The 16,165-nt window shown below is 66.9% G+C and carries 14 protein-coding genes; 6 read left to right on the top strand and 8 right to left on the bottom strand.

Features of this window, described 5'->3' with window-relative positions:
* Nucleotides 1-22 precede the first annotated feature (22 nt).
* Entirely contained in the window at nt 23-1,504 is a 1,482-nt protein-coding gene (locus ACXYMR_RS07050; protein WP_458942096.1) for an alpha/beta fold hydrolase, read from the bottom strand.
* A gap of 148 nt (nt 1,505-1,652) precedes the next feature.
* On the opposite strand from ACXYMR_RS07050, the gene ACXYMR_RS07045 reads away from it, so the two are divergent.
* Complete coding sequence (locus ACXYMR_RS07045; protein WP_458942094.1) at nt 1,653-3,176, top strand: LytR/AlgR family response regulator transcription factor; 1,524 nt, start codon at nt 1,653-1,655, stop codon at nt 3,174-3,176.
* A gap of 6 nt (nt 3,177-3,182) precedes the next feature.
* Here the strand turns inward: ACXYMR_RS07045 and ACXYMR_RS07040 are convergent, their stop codons facing one another.
* Nucleotides 3,183-3,392 (bottom strand): SlyX family protein, encoded by a 210-nt coding sequence (locus tag ACXYMR_RS07040; RefSeq protein WP_458942092.1) that lies wholly within the window; start codon nt 3,390-3,392, stop codon nt 3,183-3,185.
* A gap of 4 nt (nt 3,393-3,396) precedes the next feature.
* Complete coding sequence (gene guaA, locus ACXYMR_RS07035; RefSeq protein WP_458942091.1) at nt 3,397-4,971, bottom strand: glutamine-hydrolyzing GMP synthase; 1,575 nt, start codon at nt 4,969-4,971, stop codon at nt 3,397-3,399.
* 766 nt (nt 4,972-5,737) lie between these two features.
* On the opposite strand from guaA, the gene ACXYMR_RS07030 reads away from it, so the two are divergent.
* Together ACXYMR_RS07030 and ACXYMR_RS07025 are read left to right on the top strand one after the other, a co-directional pair.
* Nucleotides 5,738-6,535 (top strand): sulfotransferase family protein, encoded by a 798-nt coding sequence (locus tag ACXYMR_RS07030; protein WP_458942090.1) that lies wholly within the window; start codon nt 5,738-5,740, stop codon nt 6,533-6,535.
* Entirely contained in the window at nt 6,528-7,394 is an 867-nt protein-coding gene (locus tag ACXYMR_RS07025) for a sulfotransferase family protein (RefSeq protein WP_458942089.1), read from the top strand. The genes ACXYMR_RS07030 and ACXYMR_RS07025 overlap by 8 nt, the downstream gene beginning before the upstream one ends.
* A 455-nt stretch (nt 7,395-7,849) precedes the next feature.
* Here the strand turns inward: ACXYMR_RS07025 and ACXYMR_RS07020 are convergent, their stop codons facing one another.
* Genes ACXYMR_RS07020 through guaB form a run of 3 tightly spaced genes read right to left on the bottom strand, consistent with a single transcriptional unit; the run spans nt 7,850 to nt 11,033 of the window.
* Nucleotides 7,850-9,166 (bottom strand): RsmB/NOP family class I SAM-dependent RNA methyltransferase, encoded by a 1,317-nt coding sequence (locus ACXYMR_RS07020; RefSeq protein ID WP_458942087.1) that lies wholly within the window; start codon nt 9,164-9,166, stop codon nt 7,850-7,852.
* Nucleotides 9,167-9,201: 35 nt separating this feature from the next.
* Nucleotides 9,202-9,564 (bottom strand): DUF3088 domain-containing protein, encoded by a 363-nt coding sequence (locus ACXYMR_RS07015; protein ID WP_458942085.1) that lies wholly within the window; start codon nt 9,562-9,564, stop codon nt 9,202-9,204.
* Nucleotides 9,564-11,033 carry an IMP dehydrogenase gene (gene guaB / locus ACXYMR_RS07010; protein ID WP_458942083.1) on the bottom strand — a complete coding sequence of 490 codons (1,470 nt, stop codon included), beginning with the start codon at nt 11,031-11,033 and terminating at the stop codon, nt 9,564-9,566. Before guaB ends, ACXYMR_RS07015 begins: the two co-directional genes overlap by 1 nt.
* Nucleotides 11,034-11,173: 140 nt before the next feature.
* On the opposite strand from guaB, the gene ACXYMR_RS07005 reads away from it, so the two are divergent.
* The gene (locus tag ACXYMR_RS07005) at nt 11,174-11,464 is read left to right on the top strand and encodes a hypothetical protein (RefSeq protein WP_458942081.1); all 291 of its coding nucleotides are present in this window, start codon (nt 11,174-11,176) and stop codon (nt 11,462-11,464) included.
* Between the two features lie 36 nt (nt 11,465-11,500).
* On the opposite strand, the gene ACXYMR_RS07000 is transcribed toward ACXYMR_RS07005, so the two are convergent.
* Both ACXYMR_RS07000 and ACXYMR_RS06995 read right to left on the bottom strand, forming a co-directional pair.
* Nucleotides 11,501-13,165 carry an NAD+ synthase gene (locus ACXYMR_RS07000; RefSeq protein ID WP_458942080.1) on the bottom strand — a complete coding sequence of 555 codons (1,665 nt, stop codon included), beginning with the start codon at nt 13,163-13,165 and terminating at the stop codon, nt 11,501-11,503.
* 40 nt (nt 13,166-13,205) lie between these two features.
* A complete protein-coding gene (locus ACXYMR_RS06995) occupies nt 13,206-14,129 on the bottom strand; it encodes a Gfo/Idh/MocA family protein (protein WP_458942078.1) in 924 nt (307 codons plus the stop codon).
* Between the two features lie 230 nt (nt 14,130-14,359).
* Between ACXYMR_RS06995 and ACXYMR_RS06990 the strand changes: the two genes are divergently transcribed.
* The gene (locus ACXYMR_RS06990) at nt 14,360-15,181 is read left to right on the top strand and encodes a hypothetical protein (RefSeq protein ID WP_458942076.1); all 822 of its coding nucleotides are present in this window, start codon (nt 14,360-14,362) and stop codon (nt 15,179-15,181) included.
* A complete protein-coding gene (locus ACXYMR_RS06985; protein ID WP_458942075.1) occupies nt 15,168-16,163 on the top strand; it encodes an NADP-dependent oxidoreductase in 996 nt (331 codons plus the stop codon). The genes ACXYMR_RS06990 and ACXYMR_RS06985 overlap by 14 nt, the downstream gene beginning before the upstream one ends.
* Nucleotides 16,164-16,165 lie beyond the last annotated feature (2 nt).

The raw sequence follows: 16,165 nt of genomic DNA, 5'->3' as shown, positions 1-16,165 counted from the left end.
CCCGCAGGGCCCGACGGCCCCATCAGAACGGCATCGCCCTCAGGTCCGGCAGCTCGACCTCGATTTCGAGCGACCCGACATCCTCCCCGCGCATGAAGCGGTGCATCGCCTCGGCCACCTGCGGCGAGGTCATGAACAGGTTGTGCCCGGCATGGCGCACCGTCACCGCCGTGACATCCGACAAGCCCGCCACGGCCTCCATCTGGCTTTCCGGATAGGTCCGGCCGTCCAGCGTGCCGGTCAGCACCAGCACCGGAACGTCGCCGTGGGGCCCGGCCCGGAAGTCATCCCCCAGGTCCATGTCGGGCCACAGCCCGGCGAGCTGCGGCATCGGGAAGTTGAGATAGGGGCCGACCGGACTGTCGGCGAGCTGCGCCTCGAACCGGGCCAGCCGGGCCGGACTGATCCCCGACGCCACATCCATCGCGGTCGGCATGGTGCTCATGCTGATTGGCTCGCCCAGGCGCACGAAGCGCTGCAGCATGGCGAGGCTCAGTGACGGATCGCCGGCATCCAGGCTGGCATAAAGCGCCAGCAACAGCCCGGCCCGTTGCGGATCGGCGATCAGAGCGCCGGTCATCTGCTGCACATGATGCTTCTGCAACAGGAAGGGCCGCACCGTGCCATCCGCCTGCGCCACCTCCAGCACCATCGGCTCGGCCTCCAGCAGGTCCTGCACCCGCCGCATCAGGCCCAGAACATCCGGGTAAGCCGCCCGCGCCGCCGGCTGCGAATTGATCGCCGCCTGCAGGCGTTCGAAATAGCCCACCGTGCCGCTCGGCAGCTTGACCGTCTGGTCCAGGCCCTCCACCGACGCCAGGATCACCCGGCCGATCTCCTCCGGCATGGCATCAATCGCCGCCAGGCCGAGATGACTGCCATAGGAAATGCCCCACAGGTTCAGCCGATCCGCGCCCAGATGCTGGCGCAGGTCGGACAGGTCCGCCACGCTCTGCGCCGTGGTGTACCCGGCCAGGTCGATGCCCTGCGCTTCCCAGAAGGCCCGGCAGAAGCGGGCCGCGTCCCGATGCGCCTCGACAGTGCGCGCATAGCTCACGACCTGGTCTTCCGGTATGTAGGTCTGCGACACGCAGCGCGGCAGCGCCGTACTCTCTCCCGTGCCGCGCTGGTCAAAGGCAATCACGTCGCCGTGCTGGCGCATGGCCATGAACAGGGGGAAGCGCGGCCCGCGCGCCGTGCCGCTGCCCGAACCACCCGGCCCGCCGGCTAGGTAGACGATCGGCTGCGCCCCGACAGGCGCCTCGTCCGTGGCCACAAAGCGCACATAGGCCAGCTCGATCTCGCGGCTGGCCGGATCTGCCCGGTTCTCCGGCACGCTCAGCACACCCCGCCAGGCCTCGACCGTCTCCCCGCTCGACGCCTCGAAGAGGAAGGCCTGTTCGCCGGGCAACGGATCCGCCATGCCGGCGCTCGCGCCAAGTCCGAGCATGATCCCCGCGGCACTGCCAGCGATCCGTCTCCGCCATTTTGCGGTCTGTCCCATGAGAATTCCTTTCCTGTTCGTGTCACGCCCCCGGCGCACCGCCAGTGTCGTCGCCCGGCAGGCGCGGCGCCTGCGCCAATCGACCAGTGGCGCTGACTGATCTGCGAATGGCAGGGGCGATCGGCGAACGGCCGGCTATGCTGGACCAATGACACGCCTGTTCTTCTGCCTGCTGCTCGCCGCGATCGGCACCTGCCTCCTGGTCGCCCCGGCCCGCGCCCAGTCACCGCGCTCTATCGACACCCGCGCCGTCCTCGTATGCCCGGTCGCCCCGGGCATCGAAGGCCAGGACTTCAACGCGGACACCTGCGAAGAGCAGCGCTTCTGGGACATCGACCCCCAGGGGCGGCACCTCTGGCTGCGCGCCAATCTCACTCTCGACGAGGCCGTCCTCGCCCAACCCGGACCGCATGGCCTGCACATCACGGCCAAGGCGTCCTCCGAAGTCTGGTTCAATGGCGAACGGCTCGGGAACAATGGCGAGCCTGGCCCCAGCCGTACCAGCGAGATTCCCGGCCGCATGGACAGCGTCTTTCATGTGCCGCGCGACCTCCTGCGCGCCGGCGACAACGAGATCGTCCTGCGCCTGTCCGCCCACCACGGCTGGTTCGACCTCGCCTCGCCTCTGCACAGGGTCTTCCTGGGGCCCTATGACAGCCCGACGACCCAGCTAATGCGCGTCTACTGGCCCAGCCTGGTTACCTTCGGCGTGTTCGTCATCGGCGTGGTGTTCTTCGGCGTCACGGCGTGGCGCCGCGAGGAGCGTGCCGCCTCGGCCTGGCTGGCCCTCGCCAGCGGCTGTGCCGCGCTCCAGCTCTCGGCCGAAGTCGTGCGCGGCCTGTGGGCCTATCCCTATCCGATGCACGAAGTCCGCCTCGGCCTGATCCTCATCTTCGCCTTTGGCTTCGGGCTCAGCCTGCTCGGCTATCTCCTGGTCCGCTCCGCCGGCCTTGCTCCGCGCCCCATCGCCCTGCGCCTGGCCGCCATCGCCACGCTCGCCGTCAGCGCCGCCATCCTGACCCCAGGCTTTGACGGCAAGACCGGCTATGTCCTGCTCACCTGGCTGGGTGCGGCACTGGCCTGGAGCCTGGTCTGGGCGTGGCAGCGCAAGCCCGGCGCCCGCCTGTCGGTGATCGCCCTCGCCGGCGTCCTCGCCGTGGCAACGATTTTCCCGAACCTGTTCATCGACCGGCATTTCTACTACGCCGCCGCAGCCCTGCTCCTGGTCCTGTTCCAGGGCCAGGCCCGCAGCCTGGTCGCCGAGCGCCGCCAGCGGGCGCTGGCAACCCGGCGCGCCGACCGTCTCGAGGCGGCGCTGGCCCGGGCCCGTCAGGCCGAGGCCCCGGCCCGCCTGCAGCTGATCAGCGCCGGCCGCGTCGACTATGTCGCCACTGACGCCATCGTCCAGCTCAAGGCCGCCGGCGATTATGTCGAGCTGCACGGCGTTTCCGGTGAGCCGCGCCTCTACACGGCCTCGCTTGGCGGTCTCGAGAGTGAACTCCCGGCCACCTTCCTGCGCGTGCACCGCTCGCACATCGTCAATACGGCTTTCGTGAAAGCGCTGGAGCGCGATCCCGGCGGTGGTGGTCGCCTGCGCCTGACCAACGGCACGACCTGCCCGGTCAGCCGCCGCATCCTGCCCCGCGTGCGCAACGCGCTCGCCGAGACCTGACCGGGGTCAATAATGCGGCGGTGGCGCGTTGTGTGGTGCCGGAGCCTGCGATTCCAGGCTTTCCACCCGGTCGAGGAAGCGCCGCAGCCGCGCCGTCAGCGCCTCGATCTCACCCTGCTGACGCGTCACCACGTCATTGAGTTCGCTCAACAGCAGGTCCTGGTGCGCCAGGTGTTCCTCGAGCGCGTCGATGCGCGCGCGCTGTTCGTCGATCATCGCCCTATTCCCACTCGATCGTTCCCGGCGGCTTCGACGTCACGTCATAGACCACCCGGTTGACGCCGCGGCATTCATTGATGATGCGCGTCGCCACGCGGCCGAGGAAATCGTGGTCGAAGGGATAGTAATCCGCCGTCATGCCGTCGACCGAGGTCACCGCCCTCAGCGCCAGAACGTGGTCATAGGTCCGCTCATCGCCCATCACCCCGACCGTGCGCACCGGCAGCAGCACCGAGAAGGCCTGCCAGATCTCGTCATACAGGCCGGCCTTGCGGATCTCCTCGATGTAGAGACTATCCGCCTTGCGCAGGATGTCCGCCTTCTCGCGCGTCACCGCGCCGGGGATGCGGATGGCCAGGCCCGGTCCCGGGAAGGGATGGCGACCGACAAAGGCTTCCGGCAGGCCGAGCTCGCGGCCGAGCGCCCGCACCTCGTCCTTGAACAGCTCGCGCAGCGGCTCGACCAGGCCCATATTCATGCGCTCCGGCAGGCCGCCGACATTGTGGTGCGACTTGATCGTCACCGACGGTCCGCCATCGAAGCTCACGCTTTCGATGACGTCCGGATACAGCGTGCCCTGGGCCAGGAAGTCGGCACCGCCGGCCTCCTTCGCCTTCTCGTCGAACACGTCGATGAACAGCCTGCCGATGGTCTTGCGCTTGACCTCCGGGTCCTCGACCCCCTCGAGGGCATCGAGGAAGAGGTCACCGGCCTCGGCGTGCACCAGCGGGATGTTGTAGTGCTCCTTGAACAGGGTCACCACCTCGTCCGCCTCGCCCAGCCGCATCAGCCCGGTATCGACGAAGACGCAGGTCAGCTGGTCGCCGATGGCCTCGTGCAACAGCACCGCGACGACCGAGCTGTCGACGCCGCCGGACAGGCCGCAGATCACCTTCTTGTCGCCGACCTGGGCGCGCACCTTAGCGATCGCCTCGTCCTTGAACGAGGCCATCGACCAGTCGCCCTTGAAGCCGGCAATGGTGTGGGTGAAATTCTTCAGCAGCGCCGCCCCGCGCGGCGTGTGCACGACCTCCGGGTGGAACTGCACGCCGTAGAAACGGCGGCTCTCGTCGGCAATCGCCGCATAGGGCGCATTGCCCGACTTGGCGATCACCTCGAAGCCCTCCGGCAGCGCCGCGACCCGGTCGCCATGGCTCATCCACACCCGCTCGACCGTGCCGACCGGCCCGAAGCCTTCAAACAGCGGACTGTCCTTTGTGATCGAGATGTCGGCACGGCCGAACTCGCGCTCGTCCGAGCTCTCGACGCGCCCGCCCAGCTGCGCGCACATGGTCTGCTCGCCATAGCAGATGCCCAGCACCGGCAGACCGCGCTCGAACACCGAAGCGTCGGCGCGCGGGGAATTGTCCCAGTGCGTGGAATGCGGCGAACCGGACAGGATGATCGCCTTGGGATCGTACTCGTCGATGAAGGCGGCGTCGGCGCGGTTGTACGGATGCACCTCGCAATACACCCCGCTCTCGCGCACCCGGCGCGCAATCAGCTGCGTCACCTGGCTGCCGAAATCGATGATCAGCAGGCGTTCGTGGTTGTCGAGGACGATATCGTCAGTCATGCGCAAAATCGCCTGCCACCGCAGGCGTCCCGTGGGTCTGGACAGGGGAAGGGGCCGAGATTCGTTTCAGCATGGGGCCGGATAGCGCGGAATGCGCGTCAAGGCTAGGGCGTTTGCCGGGCGGGTGGGCTCCCTCGCCGCTCGATCTCCGGCTCGGCAGTCACACCCTCGCCATCTGCTCCGCTGGACCAAGATCGAATGACCAACTCCACCACGCCAGCCACTTCTCTCACCACCGATACAAAAAACGGGCCCACCGCGCCCGCACCTGCCCATTCATCTCTTGCCGAGATATCGCCTCAGGGGGCTTTCCAACTCAAGGGTGAAACCGCTTAGCGGCGGCTGCGCCGCCCTTGACTTGGAAAGCCCCCTGAGGCCCGCTGGCCGACAAGAGATCAATGGCCCTCCCCGCGCCTCAGCGCGCGTTTCCTACTACCAGTTGTCATCCCGGCCGCATGGCCCGCGCAGGCGGGCCGGAGGGCCGGGACCTATACGCTCGGTCTCTATCCAGCTCGCGCCGCCATCAGACACCGGGTTGATGGGTCCCGGACTTGCGCCCCGCATGCGCGGGGCATCCATCCGGGATGACACATCATCGGGGCACGATTACGGGCGCTCACCTCCCCGCAAACCCGATACGCCACACCCCGCCCCATTTCCGCCACATATTACCACCCGGTAATCTATTGAAGTTGTTTAACATTCCCGCCATGCACCCCCTCTCCCCGAAGCGTAGAACCCAAGCGGGACATGCGAGGGGATCCGGATGCTGCAGCTGGCCACACAACCACCCATCTTCATCGGCGGCGCACCGCGCTCCGGCACCACGCTGCTGCGTGCCATCATCAATGCCAGCCGCACCATTACCTGCGGCCCGGAACTGCGCGTCGTACCGGCCCTGTGCCAGCTCGCCGAACAGATCGAAGCCCGCCACCTGCCGGTCCTGGAGCACAGCTACGGCCTCGACCGCGACGCCCTGCACGCCAGCTTCGCCCGCTCGGTCGATGCCTTCCTGGCGCCGCTGCGCCGCCCCGGCGCACGGGTCGCCGAGAAGACGCCGGCCAACATCCTCCACTTCCGCCAGCTGCGCGCGCTCTTCCCCGGCAGCCCGCTGATCGCCATGGTGCGCGACGGGCGCGACGTCGTCGCCTCGCTCTTGTCGATGGACTGGACCGACGCCGCCACCGGCCGCCGCATGGACATCTGCACCGACCCGGCCGCCGCGGCCCGGCTGTGGGTCGCGAGCGTCGAGGCCGGCGCCGCCCTGCAACACGACCCGGCCTTCCTGGAGGTGCGCTACGAAGCTCTGGTCAACCGGCCACGCGACACCATAACCCGCCTGTTCGATGCCCTGGGCGAACCCGCCGACAGCGTCGCAGCGGCCCTCGAGCACTGGCGCCATTTCCGTCCCGAGGCCGGCCAGTCAGAGAGCAGTGCCGCCCGCGTCGCCCAACCCCTCGACGCCCGCGCCCTGGGCCGCTGGCAACGCGATCTCAGCGCCCAGCAGATCGCTGTCGTCGAACGCATCGCCGGACCGCAACTGGCTGCCCTCGGCTATGTCTGAGGCCGCCACCCCCGAGGACACCGCCCCCGATGCCACCGGCCCGGACGAGACCGGCCCGGCGCGCGGCCGCAATCTCGTCTTCGCCGGCGGCTGCCCGCGCTCGGGCCTGACATTACTGCGCCGTCTGCTCGACGCCCACAGCCGCATACATTGCGGCCCCGATACCGGACTGCCGCCGGCCATCGCCCTGCAATGGCAGCATTTCGCCCGCGGCCTCGGCGATCTGCACGCCCGTGATTTCGGTCTCCAAGCCGAGGCGGTGCGCGACACCATGGCCCGCCTGATGACGGATCTGATCGCTGCCCCGCTGCAGACCCGGCCCGACCACCGCCTGGTCGAGAAGACCAGCCTCAACATTACCGCCTTCGAAGCCCTCGCCCGCCTCCTGCCCGAGGCGCGCTTCCTCCACGTCGTGCGCGATGGCCGCGATGTCGCCCATTCCCTGCTGGAGCGCGACTGGCGCGACGCCCAGGGCCGTGCCTTTGCGCATGTCTGCCGTCCCGACGCAGCCTTCAAGTACTGGTCCGACTTGACCGCGATCGGCCTGCGTGCGGAACAGGCCATCGGCCCCGACCGGGTGCTGCGCGTCCGCTTCGAGGACCTGGTCCGCCGCCCCAAGGCCAGCCTGACCGAGATCACCCGCTTCCTCGGCCTGCGTTACGAACCGGCCCAGCTGCACTTCGCCCGTCGCCCGATCCACCTCGCCGGCCTCGAGCCCGACAGCCAGCCCTGGCTCGACCGTCCCCTCACCGCCAAACGCATCGGCCGTGGCAGCGTGTTGCCCCCACCGCCTGACACCGCCCGCCTCCTCGCCGAACTGGGTTATGCCAATCGAGCAAAGTCACCCGCGAAGGTTTGATCCCACACAAGAAGAGCGGACGCACGCGCGCCCCCTGAGGCCCGCTGGCCGACAAGAGATCAATGGTTCTTTCCGCGCACGGGCGCCTTGATCCCACCAGCCCCCCAGCAAAACCGACAGACCAGTCCCCGCCTCTATCCGTTTCCCCCGCCTTCATGGCGGGGCCTTCAATCCTCACCTCACCCCCAATGCCAGCCGCCCCTCACACGCAAATGATCCGAGGCCCTGCCGCAAAGGCGGGGAAAACAGGGGGCCGCCACCCCACCGTGGTTATCGTTCCGCCGCCCCACAATTCCCAAGCATGCCCAATCATATCCCCGGACAGACCCCGGCGGATTTTGCTCGCGATAAAAATTACAAGCATCTGATTTCGTTACAGAACGTGCAAAAAGAAACGGGGATATCGCAAAAGATATCCCCGTTTTCGCAAACCGTCGCTGGAAGCCCGTCGGCGATCAGCCCTTGGCCCGCTCCATCACGCAGACATAGAACCCGTCCGTATCCGTGCGGTGCGGCGTCAGCTGGATGGCCCCATGCGCCTCGACACACGGCGCCAGCGCCTCGGCGGCACCGGCCGCCAGCTTGCCGGTATTGGCCAGCACGTCGAGCACCGGCACCGGCTTGTACTCGGGATGCGCTTCGAGAAAGGCGCTGACCCGGTCGGTGTTCTCCTCCGGCAGCACCGAGCAGGTCACATAGACCAGCCGACCGCCCGGCTTCACATATCTCTGGCCGCGCTCCAGCACCGTGTCCTGCTCGCGCTGGCGCACTTCCAGCGCCGTCTCCCGCAGGCGCCATTTGGCGTCTGGCCGCCGCCGCCAGGTCCCGGTTCCGGTGCATGGCGCGTCGAGAAACACCACATCCATTTTGCCAAGAAAGTCGCCTAATGCATTGTCTTCCTTGCCGTCATGGACCTGAACATTGCGCACGTCGGCGCGTTTCAGGCGCGGCCAGATGGCGCGCAGGCGGCGCCAGTCGAGATCCCAGGCATGCACCTGGCCGGCATTGTCCATCAACGCCGACAGGGCCAGCGTCTTGCCCCCGGCGCCGGCGCAATAATCCAGCACCTGCAAGCCCGGACGTGCATCCGAAGCGAGCGCCGCGATCTGCGAACCGATGTCCTGCACTTCGACCCAGCCCTTGCCATAGGCCGGAATGCTTTCCGCCGAAGCCGACTTGCCGCGCGGATCGCGCTGCGGGATGCGAAGACCGAATGTCGTGAAAGGCGATTCGACCGCGCTCTTCAGTTTCGACGATACCTCTTTGAAAGCCCTGGCAAATTCGACCTTGGCCTCATTCACCCGCAGATCCACCGGCGCGCGCGAGGACAGGGCCTGCCCCTCTGCCGCCGCGGCCTCGCCGAAAGCCCGCGTGAAGCTCGGCTCGAGCCATTCGGGAATGTCCGCCTGGACGTGCAGGGGCGCGTCGCTAATGTCGCGGGTCAGCCCGGCCCGCTCGGCTTCGCTGAGCTTTTCCGGGGCGTGGTCATCGCCCTCGAACAGGGCGTCGATCTCGTCCGCCGACAGGCCCCACTTGCGCCCGACCGTTCCGAGCGCCAGCGCCCGCGCGCTGTCATCCTGCATGGCATGACCGACCGAGGCCTGGTGGCGCAACGCATCGAGCACCAGTCCGCCGATCCAGGCGCGATCACCCGACCCGGCAAAGCGGTGCGCCTTGCCCCAGTCGCGCACGGCGTCCTTCACCGGCTGGTGCTGGCGTTGCAGGGTGTCAAGAATCTCGATCGCCGCCGCGATCCGGGCCCCGTCTCTCATGTCATTGTCCTTTCGCTCCGCCCGTGGCGGCGGCTTTACTTCGGCCGCGCGCCGCCATGGCTGGCGGCCAGCTGGCGACAGATCGCCTTGGGGTCGGTCAGGATGCGTCGGCCGCTCACCATTTCGGTCTCGACATGCGCCTCGCTGTCGTCGGCGAGGATCAGCGTCGGCGCGTTCTGGTTATCCTCGTCCAGCAGGGCGACGATTTCCGGCCGCGGCCGCGCCGCCTCGACACGCACCACCGTGATGGCATCGCCCCAGTGCGGATTGAGCCGGAGCGCGCCTTCCATGGTGCAGCAATCGGCGCACAGCCAGGGGCCGCCATCGGCATCGTCCCAGATGCCGGTGAGCAGGAAGAGGATGTCCTTGCCGGTGTCGATGGGGGGCTGGACCTGCATCAGCTCGTGGTCGGGTAGTTGGGCGCTTCGCGCGTGATCTTGACGTCGTGGACGTGGCTCTCGCGCAGGCCGGCATTGGTGATGCGCACAAATTGCGCCCGCTCATGCAGGTCGGCAATGGTGCGCGACCCGGTATAGCCCATGGCGGCGCGCAGGCCGCCGACCATCTGGTGCAGGATCGGCCCGACCGCGCCCTTGTACGGGACCTGCCCCTCAATGCCTTCCGGAACCAGCTTCATGCGCTCGGTATCCTTCTGGAAATAGCGGTCGGCCGAACCGGCCGCCATGGCGCCCAGCGAGCCCATGCCGCGATAGGATTTGTAGGACCGGCCCTGGTACAGGAAGACCTCGCCGGGTGCTTCCTCGGTACCCGCCAGCAGGGACCCGACCATCACCGCGTCGGCCCCGGCGGCGATCGCCTTGGCCATGTCGCCGGAGAACTTGATGCCGCCATCGGCGATGATGGTGACATCGCTGTCGCCGGCGGCGCGGCGCGCATCCATGATCGCGGTCAGCTGCGGCACACCGACCCCGGCGACGATGCGCGTGGTGCAGATCGAGCCCGGCCCGATACCGACCTTGATCGAATCGGCGCCGGCATCGATGAGCGCCTTGGCGCCCTCATAGGTGGCCACATTGCCGGCAATGATGCGGGCCGTGCCGGAGGCCTGCTTGACCCGGCGCACCTGGTCGAGCACCGATTGGCTCTGGCCGTGCGCGGTATCGATGACGACAATGTCGACACCGGCATCGATGAGCGCCTCGGCGCGCTCGAAACCACTGTCGCCAACGGTCGTCGCGGCGGCACAGCGCAGCCGCCCTTCGCTGTCCTTGGCGGCCATCGGATGGGCCTGGGCCTTCTCCATGTCCTTGACCGTGATCAGGCCGATGCAGCGCTCCTGGTCGTCGACCACCAGCACCCGCTCGATGCGGTGCTTGTGCAGCTTGGCCCGGGCCTCTTCCTGGGACGCCCCTTCGCGCACCGTGACCACGTCGCGGGTCATCAGGTTGCCGATCTTCTCATTGGGATCGTCGGCGAAGCGCACATCGCGATTGGTGATGATGCCGACCAGCTTGCCCGGGCGGGCATTGGTGGCGCCCTCGACGACCGGGATGCCGGAAATCCGGTGCTGCTGGATCAGCGCCCGCAGGTCGGCCAGCGTCGCGTCCGGCGAGATGGTCACGGGATTGACCACCATGCCGCTCTCGAAGCGCTTCACGCGACGCACTTCCTCGGCCTGCTCGGCGATCGTCAGGTTTCTGTGAATGACCGCAAGCCCGCCGGCCTGGGCCATGGCGATCGCCATGCCGGCTTCAGACACCGTGTCCATGGCCGCGGCCAGCATCGGAATCTTCAGCTCGACACCCGGCGCTATGCGGGTCGAGACATTGGCGTCGGCGGGTAAAACTTCAGACGGGCCCGGTTGCAAGAGCACGTCATCGAAGGTGAGACCTTCGCGAATCTCCATGGGAGACTCCTCATCGCTGCTTGCGGCGCGGCTATAGGCGGGAATCGGGGGGCTGGCAAGGGGGCAAGCAGTGACCGGCGCGGAACACCGCCCGCCCCTTCGCGTTGCAAAGAGGACGCAGCAAAAAGAGGAGCCACCCCATGGGCAATCCCGCCAAGGAAAAGAAGCTCACCGACGACAAGGAAAAGCTCAAGACGGTGCCCGAGGATGTCGGCGCCGAAGCCGAGCCCGACACGGGCCAGCCCGGTCATACCCGCCAGGAACAGCTGGAAACGCCGTCGACACTCGGCGAGAAGGGCCGCACCGGCACACCGTCCAGCTCGGGTGGCGATCTGGCCCGCGACATCGGCACGCGCGACGAGAAGAAGCGCGCCATAGAACGCCCGGCTGGTGCCACGCGCGTCCAGGGCGCCGACGAGAAGATCGACTAGGTCACCGCAACGACCCGCCTGAGCGGCCGCGCCGGCCTACTCGCCCGACCGGAACCGGTTGGTGATCGGGTAGCGCCGGTCGCGGCCGAAATTCTTCGGTCCGATCTTGACCCCGGGCGGGGCCTGGCGGCGCTTGTACTCGGCCCGGTTGAGCAGGCCCTCGATCCGCAGCACCGTCTCGCGGTCATAGCCTTCCGCGACCAGTTCCCGCACCGACTTTTCCTCTTCCACCAGGGCGTAGAGGATGGTGTCGAGCACGTCATAGGGCGGCAGGCTGTCCTGGTCGGTCTGGTCCTCGCGCAGTTCAGCAGACGGCGGCTTGGTGATGATGCGCTCGGGGATGACATTGCCGGCCGGTCCGAGGCCAGGCGGTGAATTGAGGCCATTGCGCCACCAGGCCAGTTCGAACACCTCGGTCTTGTAGATGTCCTTGAGGGCGTTATAGCCGCCATTCATGTCGCCGTAGAGCGTGGCGTAACCCACCGCCATCTCCGACTTGTTGCCAGTCGACAGCACCATCGGGCCGAACTTGTTGGACAGCGCCATCAACACCACACCGCGCGAACGCGACTGCAGGTTCTCTTCTGTCGTGTCCGGCTCGGTGCCGCGAAACGTCGGGGACAGAATGTCACTGAAGGCCCCGATCGCCGGCTCGACATCGATGATGTCATAGCGGATCCCGAGCGCCTCGGCACAGGCCTTGGCGTCCTCCAGGCTCTCCTGGCTGGTATAGCGCGACGGCATCATCACCGCCCATACCCGCTCCGCCCCGAGAGCATCGGTGGCGATGGCCGCGCTGATGGCGCTGTCGATCCCGCCGGACATGCCCAGCACGACGCCCGGGAACCCGGCCTTGTCGACGTAATCGCGCAGCGCCAGCACCATGGCCCGCCAATCGGCCTCCAGTCCCGACACGACGCCGCGCTTGGCCCCGCCTCCGGAGCGCCAGCCCTGCGTCGTACGCACCCATTCAGCGCAATCCAGGGCCTCCTCGAAGGCCGGCAGGCGCTGAGCCTCCTTGCCGTCACTGTCGAGCGAGAAGCTCGCCCCGTCGAACACCAATTCGTCCTGGCCGCCGACCTGGTTGACGAAGATCAGGGCGCGCGGCGATTTCCAGGCATCGAACCAGGGCCGGAAAGCGCCCTGGCGCTCGCGCTCTATGGTGCGCCGCCAGGGCGAACCATTGAGCGAGATCATCATTTCGGCACCCTGATCGATCAGCGCCTTGGGCACGGCTTCGGTCCACAGATCCTCGCAGATCGGCAGACCCAGCCTGATGCCCCGCCATTTGACGATTTCCGGCAGCGGTCCGGGCTCGAACACCCGCTTCTCGTCGAACACCGCGTAATTCGGCAGGTCGTGCTTGAACCGGAGCGCCACGAGGTGGCCGTCATCGATCAGCGCCACCGCATTGTGCAGCCGGGTCCCCTGGCGCCAGGGCAGGCCGACCAGGATGGCCGGCGCGTCCTTGGTTTCCGGGATCAGGCTCTCAAGCGCCTTGCGGCAAGCCTCGACCGCCGACGGCTTGAGCACAAGGTCTTCGGGCGGGTAGCCGAGCAGAAACATCTCCGGAAACACGACGAGGTCGGCACAGCGCGCCCGGCCCTCGCTGTGCGCTGCGCGCACCTTGGCTAGATTGCCGGCGATATCCCCGACGACGGGGTTGAGCTGGGCGGTCAGAATGGAGATACGGCTGGTCATGACAGCGGCTTAGACCGGCCCGCCCGGCACGGCAAGAGGCTCAGCTCCCGTACACGCGCGCCCCGTCGATGGCCCGCGCGGCGTCCAGCGCCCGCAGTCCGGCGATCCCCGGGACCGCCACCGGCGCCCCGTCCAGGACCGAGGCGATAAAGGCCTCGACATTGGCGCCCAGGGAATCCTTGGCGCTCGGATCCTCGGCGAAATCGGGATTGAGATCGAACGGCGTGGTGTTTTCAAACGTCTTGGCGATGAAGTCGATGTCCAGCACGCCTTCCTCGTATTCGATCCGCATCTTGCGATCGCGCTCATGGTGCACACGGCTCGACACCAGCTCGGCGACACAGCCATTGTCGAAGGTCAGCGTGGCGTGGGCCACGTCCGGCTCGCCACTGCGGCCCGCCTCCGTGCGGCCTTTGACATCCTTGACCGCCGCGCCGGCCAGGGCGATGGCCAGGTCAAGATCATGCACCATCAGGTCGAGCGTCACGGAGACATCGAGATTGCGGTCCGAGGCCGGCCCCATGCGACGCGCTTCGATCCGCCTGGGTTTGGCGGGCACGCGGAACAGGCCCATGGCGTTGAACACGAAACGCTCCTGATGACCGACCTGGAGGATGCAGCCCTTCGAGGAGGCCAGCGCGATCAGCTCGCGCGCTTCCTCGACCGTCGAGGCAATCGGCTTTTCCACCAGAACATGCTTGCCATTGGCCAGCGCCGTGGCGGCCGCCTCGAAATGGTGTACCGCGGGGCTCGCCACTGTGACCACGTCGACCTCGCTGATCAGCTTGGCCAGATTGTCATAGGCGGCTGCATCATGCTTGGCGGCGAGATTTCTTGCCCGGTCACCGGTCGGCTCATAGACGCCGACCAGCTCGGTGCGGGGATTGGCCGCATACTTGGCCGCGTGGAAGCCGCCGAAAACGCCTGCACCCACCACGCCGGCCCGCAAAATCCTGTCACTCATGATCATCGGCTCTCTGTCTTGGTCGCGGGGTCAATAGCGGTCCGGGCGAAGCGATCAAGCTCAGCTTGCATCACCTCTTGTTTCAAACGCGCGCGGCATGGCGGCTCGACGCCGTACCGATTCATCGAACCATAGCATGGCGATTTGGTGACTTCCCCGCGTGAACTGCCAATTCGCTTGATCCCATGCCAACCCGCTTTACCATGCCCGATCAGGGACAAGGGGCCAGAATGACCACACAGACAGACTCGGGACATGAGGCGGGTGGCAGTGTCGCCCGACGGGACGCGCTCGACGGCGTAACCCTGGCCGCCTTCGATGTCGACATGCGCATTTTCCGCACCATGTGGCATTCCCTCGTCCACACCCCGCGCGTGGCCCTGGCGGCCATCCAGGGCGATTTCACGACCTATCTGTCGCCGGTGCGCGTCTTTGTCGCCCTGTTCAGCTTCCAGTTCCTGATTGCCGCCCTGTTCGGCATGCCTCTGACCATGGGGCTCGAACACCTCACCAACGACGTGGCAAGCGACGAGACCGCGGCCTGGCTGGCCGGCGGCCTGGACGCCGATGGGAACATTCCGGACGCGGACGCGGTCAACACGACACTGGAGAACTGGAACTCGATCCTGATCTGGCCGCTCACCGTGCTGGCCTCCCTGCCCTTCCTGCTCCTGTTGAAGCTGTACAAGCCCTCCCTGCCCTTCTGGGCCCACGTCCAGATGTACCTGGTGCCGAGCAATGCCAGCTATGTCCTGCTCATCGCGCTGATGCCGCTGGCCCTGCTCGATTTGGGCTTCCTGGCGCTCGGTCTGGCCTTGTCGCTGTTGCTCTACCTTGTCGTCCTGGGCCGGCTGATCGGGCGATTCTACAGTCGCACCCGGCTCGGCGCGACGCTGCGCCTGCTCGGGCTGATCCTCCTGCTTCCGGTCACGCTGGCCATCAGCACCGCGGGCCAGTTCATCACCACCCACCTCATCCTCGAAAACCAGTACGGCCTGTCGATGATCGGCCTGATCGAGGCCAACCTAGGAGACTCCGATGAAATCGCGTGAAGTCCACCTGAAATCCTACCTGAAGGGCGAGCCCAAGCCGGAAAATTTCGAGCTTCTCGAGGCCGAGATCGGCTCCCCCGGCGACGGCGAGGTCCTGGTCAAGAACCTCTACATTTCCGTTGACCCGTACATGCGTGGCCGCATGAGCGGCATCAAGACCTATGTCGACCCCTTCCGTCTGGACGCCCCGATGGAAGGCGGCGCCGTCGGCGAGGTCATCGAAAGCAAATTCGATGGTCTCAAGCCGGGCGACCACGTCAATTCCATGTTCGGCTGGCGCGAGGCCTACACGGCGCCCGGCAAGCTGGTGCAGAAGATAGATACCAGCCTGCTGCCGCCGCAGGCCTATCTCGGCATCGCCGGTCTGACCGGCATGACCGCCTATGTCGGCCTCAAGCGCATGATCGATCTCAAGGAGGGCGAGACCCTGTGGATGTCCGCTGGCGCCGGCGCCGTCGGCTCGGCCGGCATCCAGTTCGCCAAGGCCATGGGAGCGAATGTCATCGCCACCGCCGGCGGCCGGGAAAAGTGCGACTTCGTCAAGTCGATCGGCGCCGACGAAGCGGTCGACTACAAGGCCGAGGACGACCTCACCGCCGCCATCCAGAAGGCCGCCCCGAAGGGTATCCACGCCTATTTCGAGAATGTCGGTGGCGACCATTTCACCGCCGCCCTGGCCAATCTGAAACAGTATGGCCGGATTGCCTGCTGCGGCATGATCCAGCGCTACAATGATGCGGAACCGGCCCAGATCACCGACAACCTGACCTTCATCGTCGGCAAGTCGCTCAAGATCCAGGGTTTCATCGTCACCGACCACATGGACATTCTCGGCGATTTCATCAGCGATCTGGGAGCCTGGATGCAGGCCGGCAAGATCCAGCCGGCCGAGACCGTCAAGGACGGCATAGAGAATGCCACCGGCGCCTTCGCCGGCCTGTTCTCCGGTGAGAACACCGGCAAGATGCTGGTGAAGATCTGACC

It is taken from the genome of Maricaulis sp. CAU 1757, assembly GCF_054482675.1.
The sequence above is the reverse complement of the archived record's forward strand: the minus strand, read 5'-3'. Positions and strand labels throughout refer to the sequence as shown.

Coding starts and splice junctions, on each gene's coding strand:
- ACXYMR_RS07050 (WP_458942096.1), bottom strand. CDS start 1,504: ATGGGACAGACCGCAAAATGGCGGAGACGGATCGCTGGCAGTGCCGCG.
- ACXYMR_RS07045 (WP_458942094.1), top strand. CDS start 1,653: ATGACACGCCTGTTCTTCTGCCTGCTGCTCGCCGCGATCGGCACCTGC.
- ACXYMR_RS07040 (WP_458942092.1), bottom strand. CDS start 3,392: ATGATCGACGAACAGCGCGCGCGCATCGACGCGCTCGAGGAACACCTG.
- guaA (WP_458942091.1), bottom strand. CDS start 4,971: ATGACTGACGATATCGTCCTCGACAACCACGAACGCCTGCTGATCATC.
- ACXYMR_RS07030 (WP_458942090.1), top strand. CDS start 5,738: ATGCTGCAGCTGGCCACACAACCACCCATCTTCATCGGCGGCGCACCG.
- ACXYMR_RS07025 (WP_458942089.1), top strand. CDS start 6,528: ATGTCTGAGGCCGCCACCCCCGAGGACACCGCCCCCGATGCCACCGGC.
- ACXYMR_RS07020 (WP_458942087.1), bottom strand. CDS start 9,166: ATGAGAGACGGGGCCCGGATCGCGGCGGCGATCGAGATTCTTGACACC.
- ACXYMR_RS07015 (WP_458942085.1), bottom strand. CDS start 9,564: ATGCAGGTCCAGCCCCCCATCGACACCGGCAAGGACATCCTCTTCCTG.
- guaB (WP_458942083.1), bottom strand. CDS start 11,033: ATGGAGATTCGCGAAGGTCTCACCTTCGATGACGTGCTCTTGCAACCG.
- ACXYMR_RS07005 (WP_458942081.1), top strand. CDS start 11,174: ATGGGCAATCCCGCCAAGGAAAAGAAGCTCACCGACGACAAGGAAAAG.
- ACXYMR_RS07000 (WP_458942080.1), bottom strand. CDS start 13,165: ATGACCAGCCGTATCTCCATTCTGACCGCCCAGCTCAACCCCGTCGTC.
- ACXYMR_RS06995 (WP_458942078.1), bottom strand. CDS start 14,129: ATGAGTGACAGGATTTTGCGGGCCGGCGTGGTGGGTGCAGGCGTTTTC.
- ACXYMR_RS06990 (WP_458942076.1), top strand. CDS start 14,360: ATGACCACACAGACAGACTCGGGACATGAGGCGGGTGGCAGTGTCGCC.
- ACXYMR_RS06985 (WP_458942075.1), top strand. CDS start 15,168: ATGAAATCGCGTGAAGTCCACCTGAAATCCTACCTGAAGGGCGAGCCC.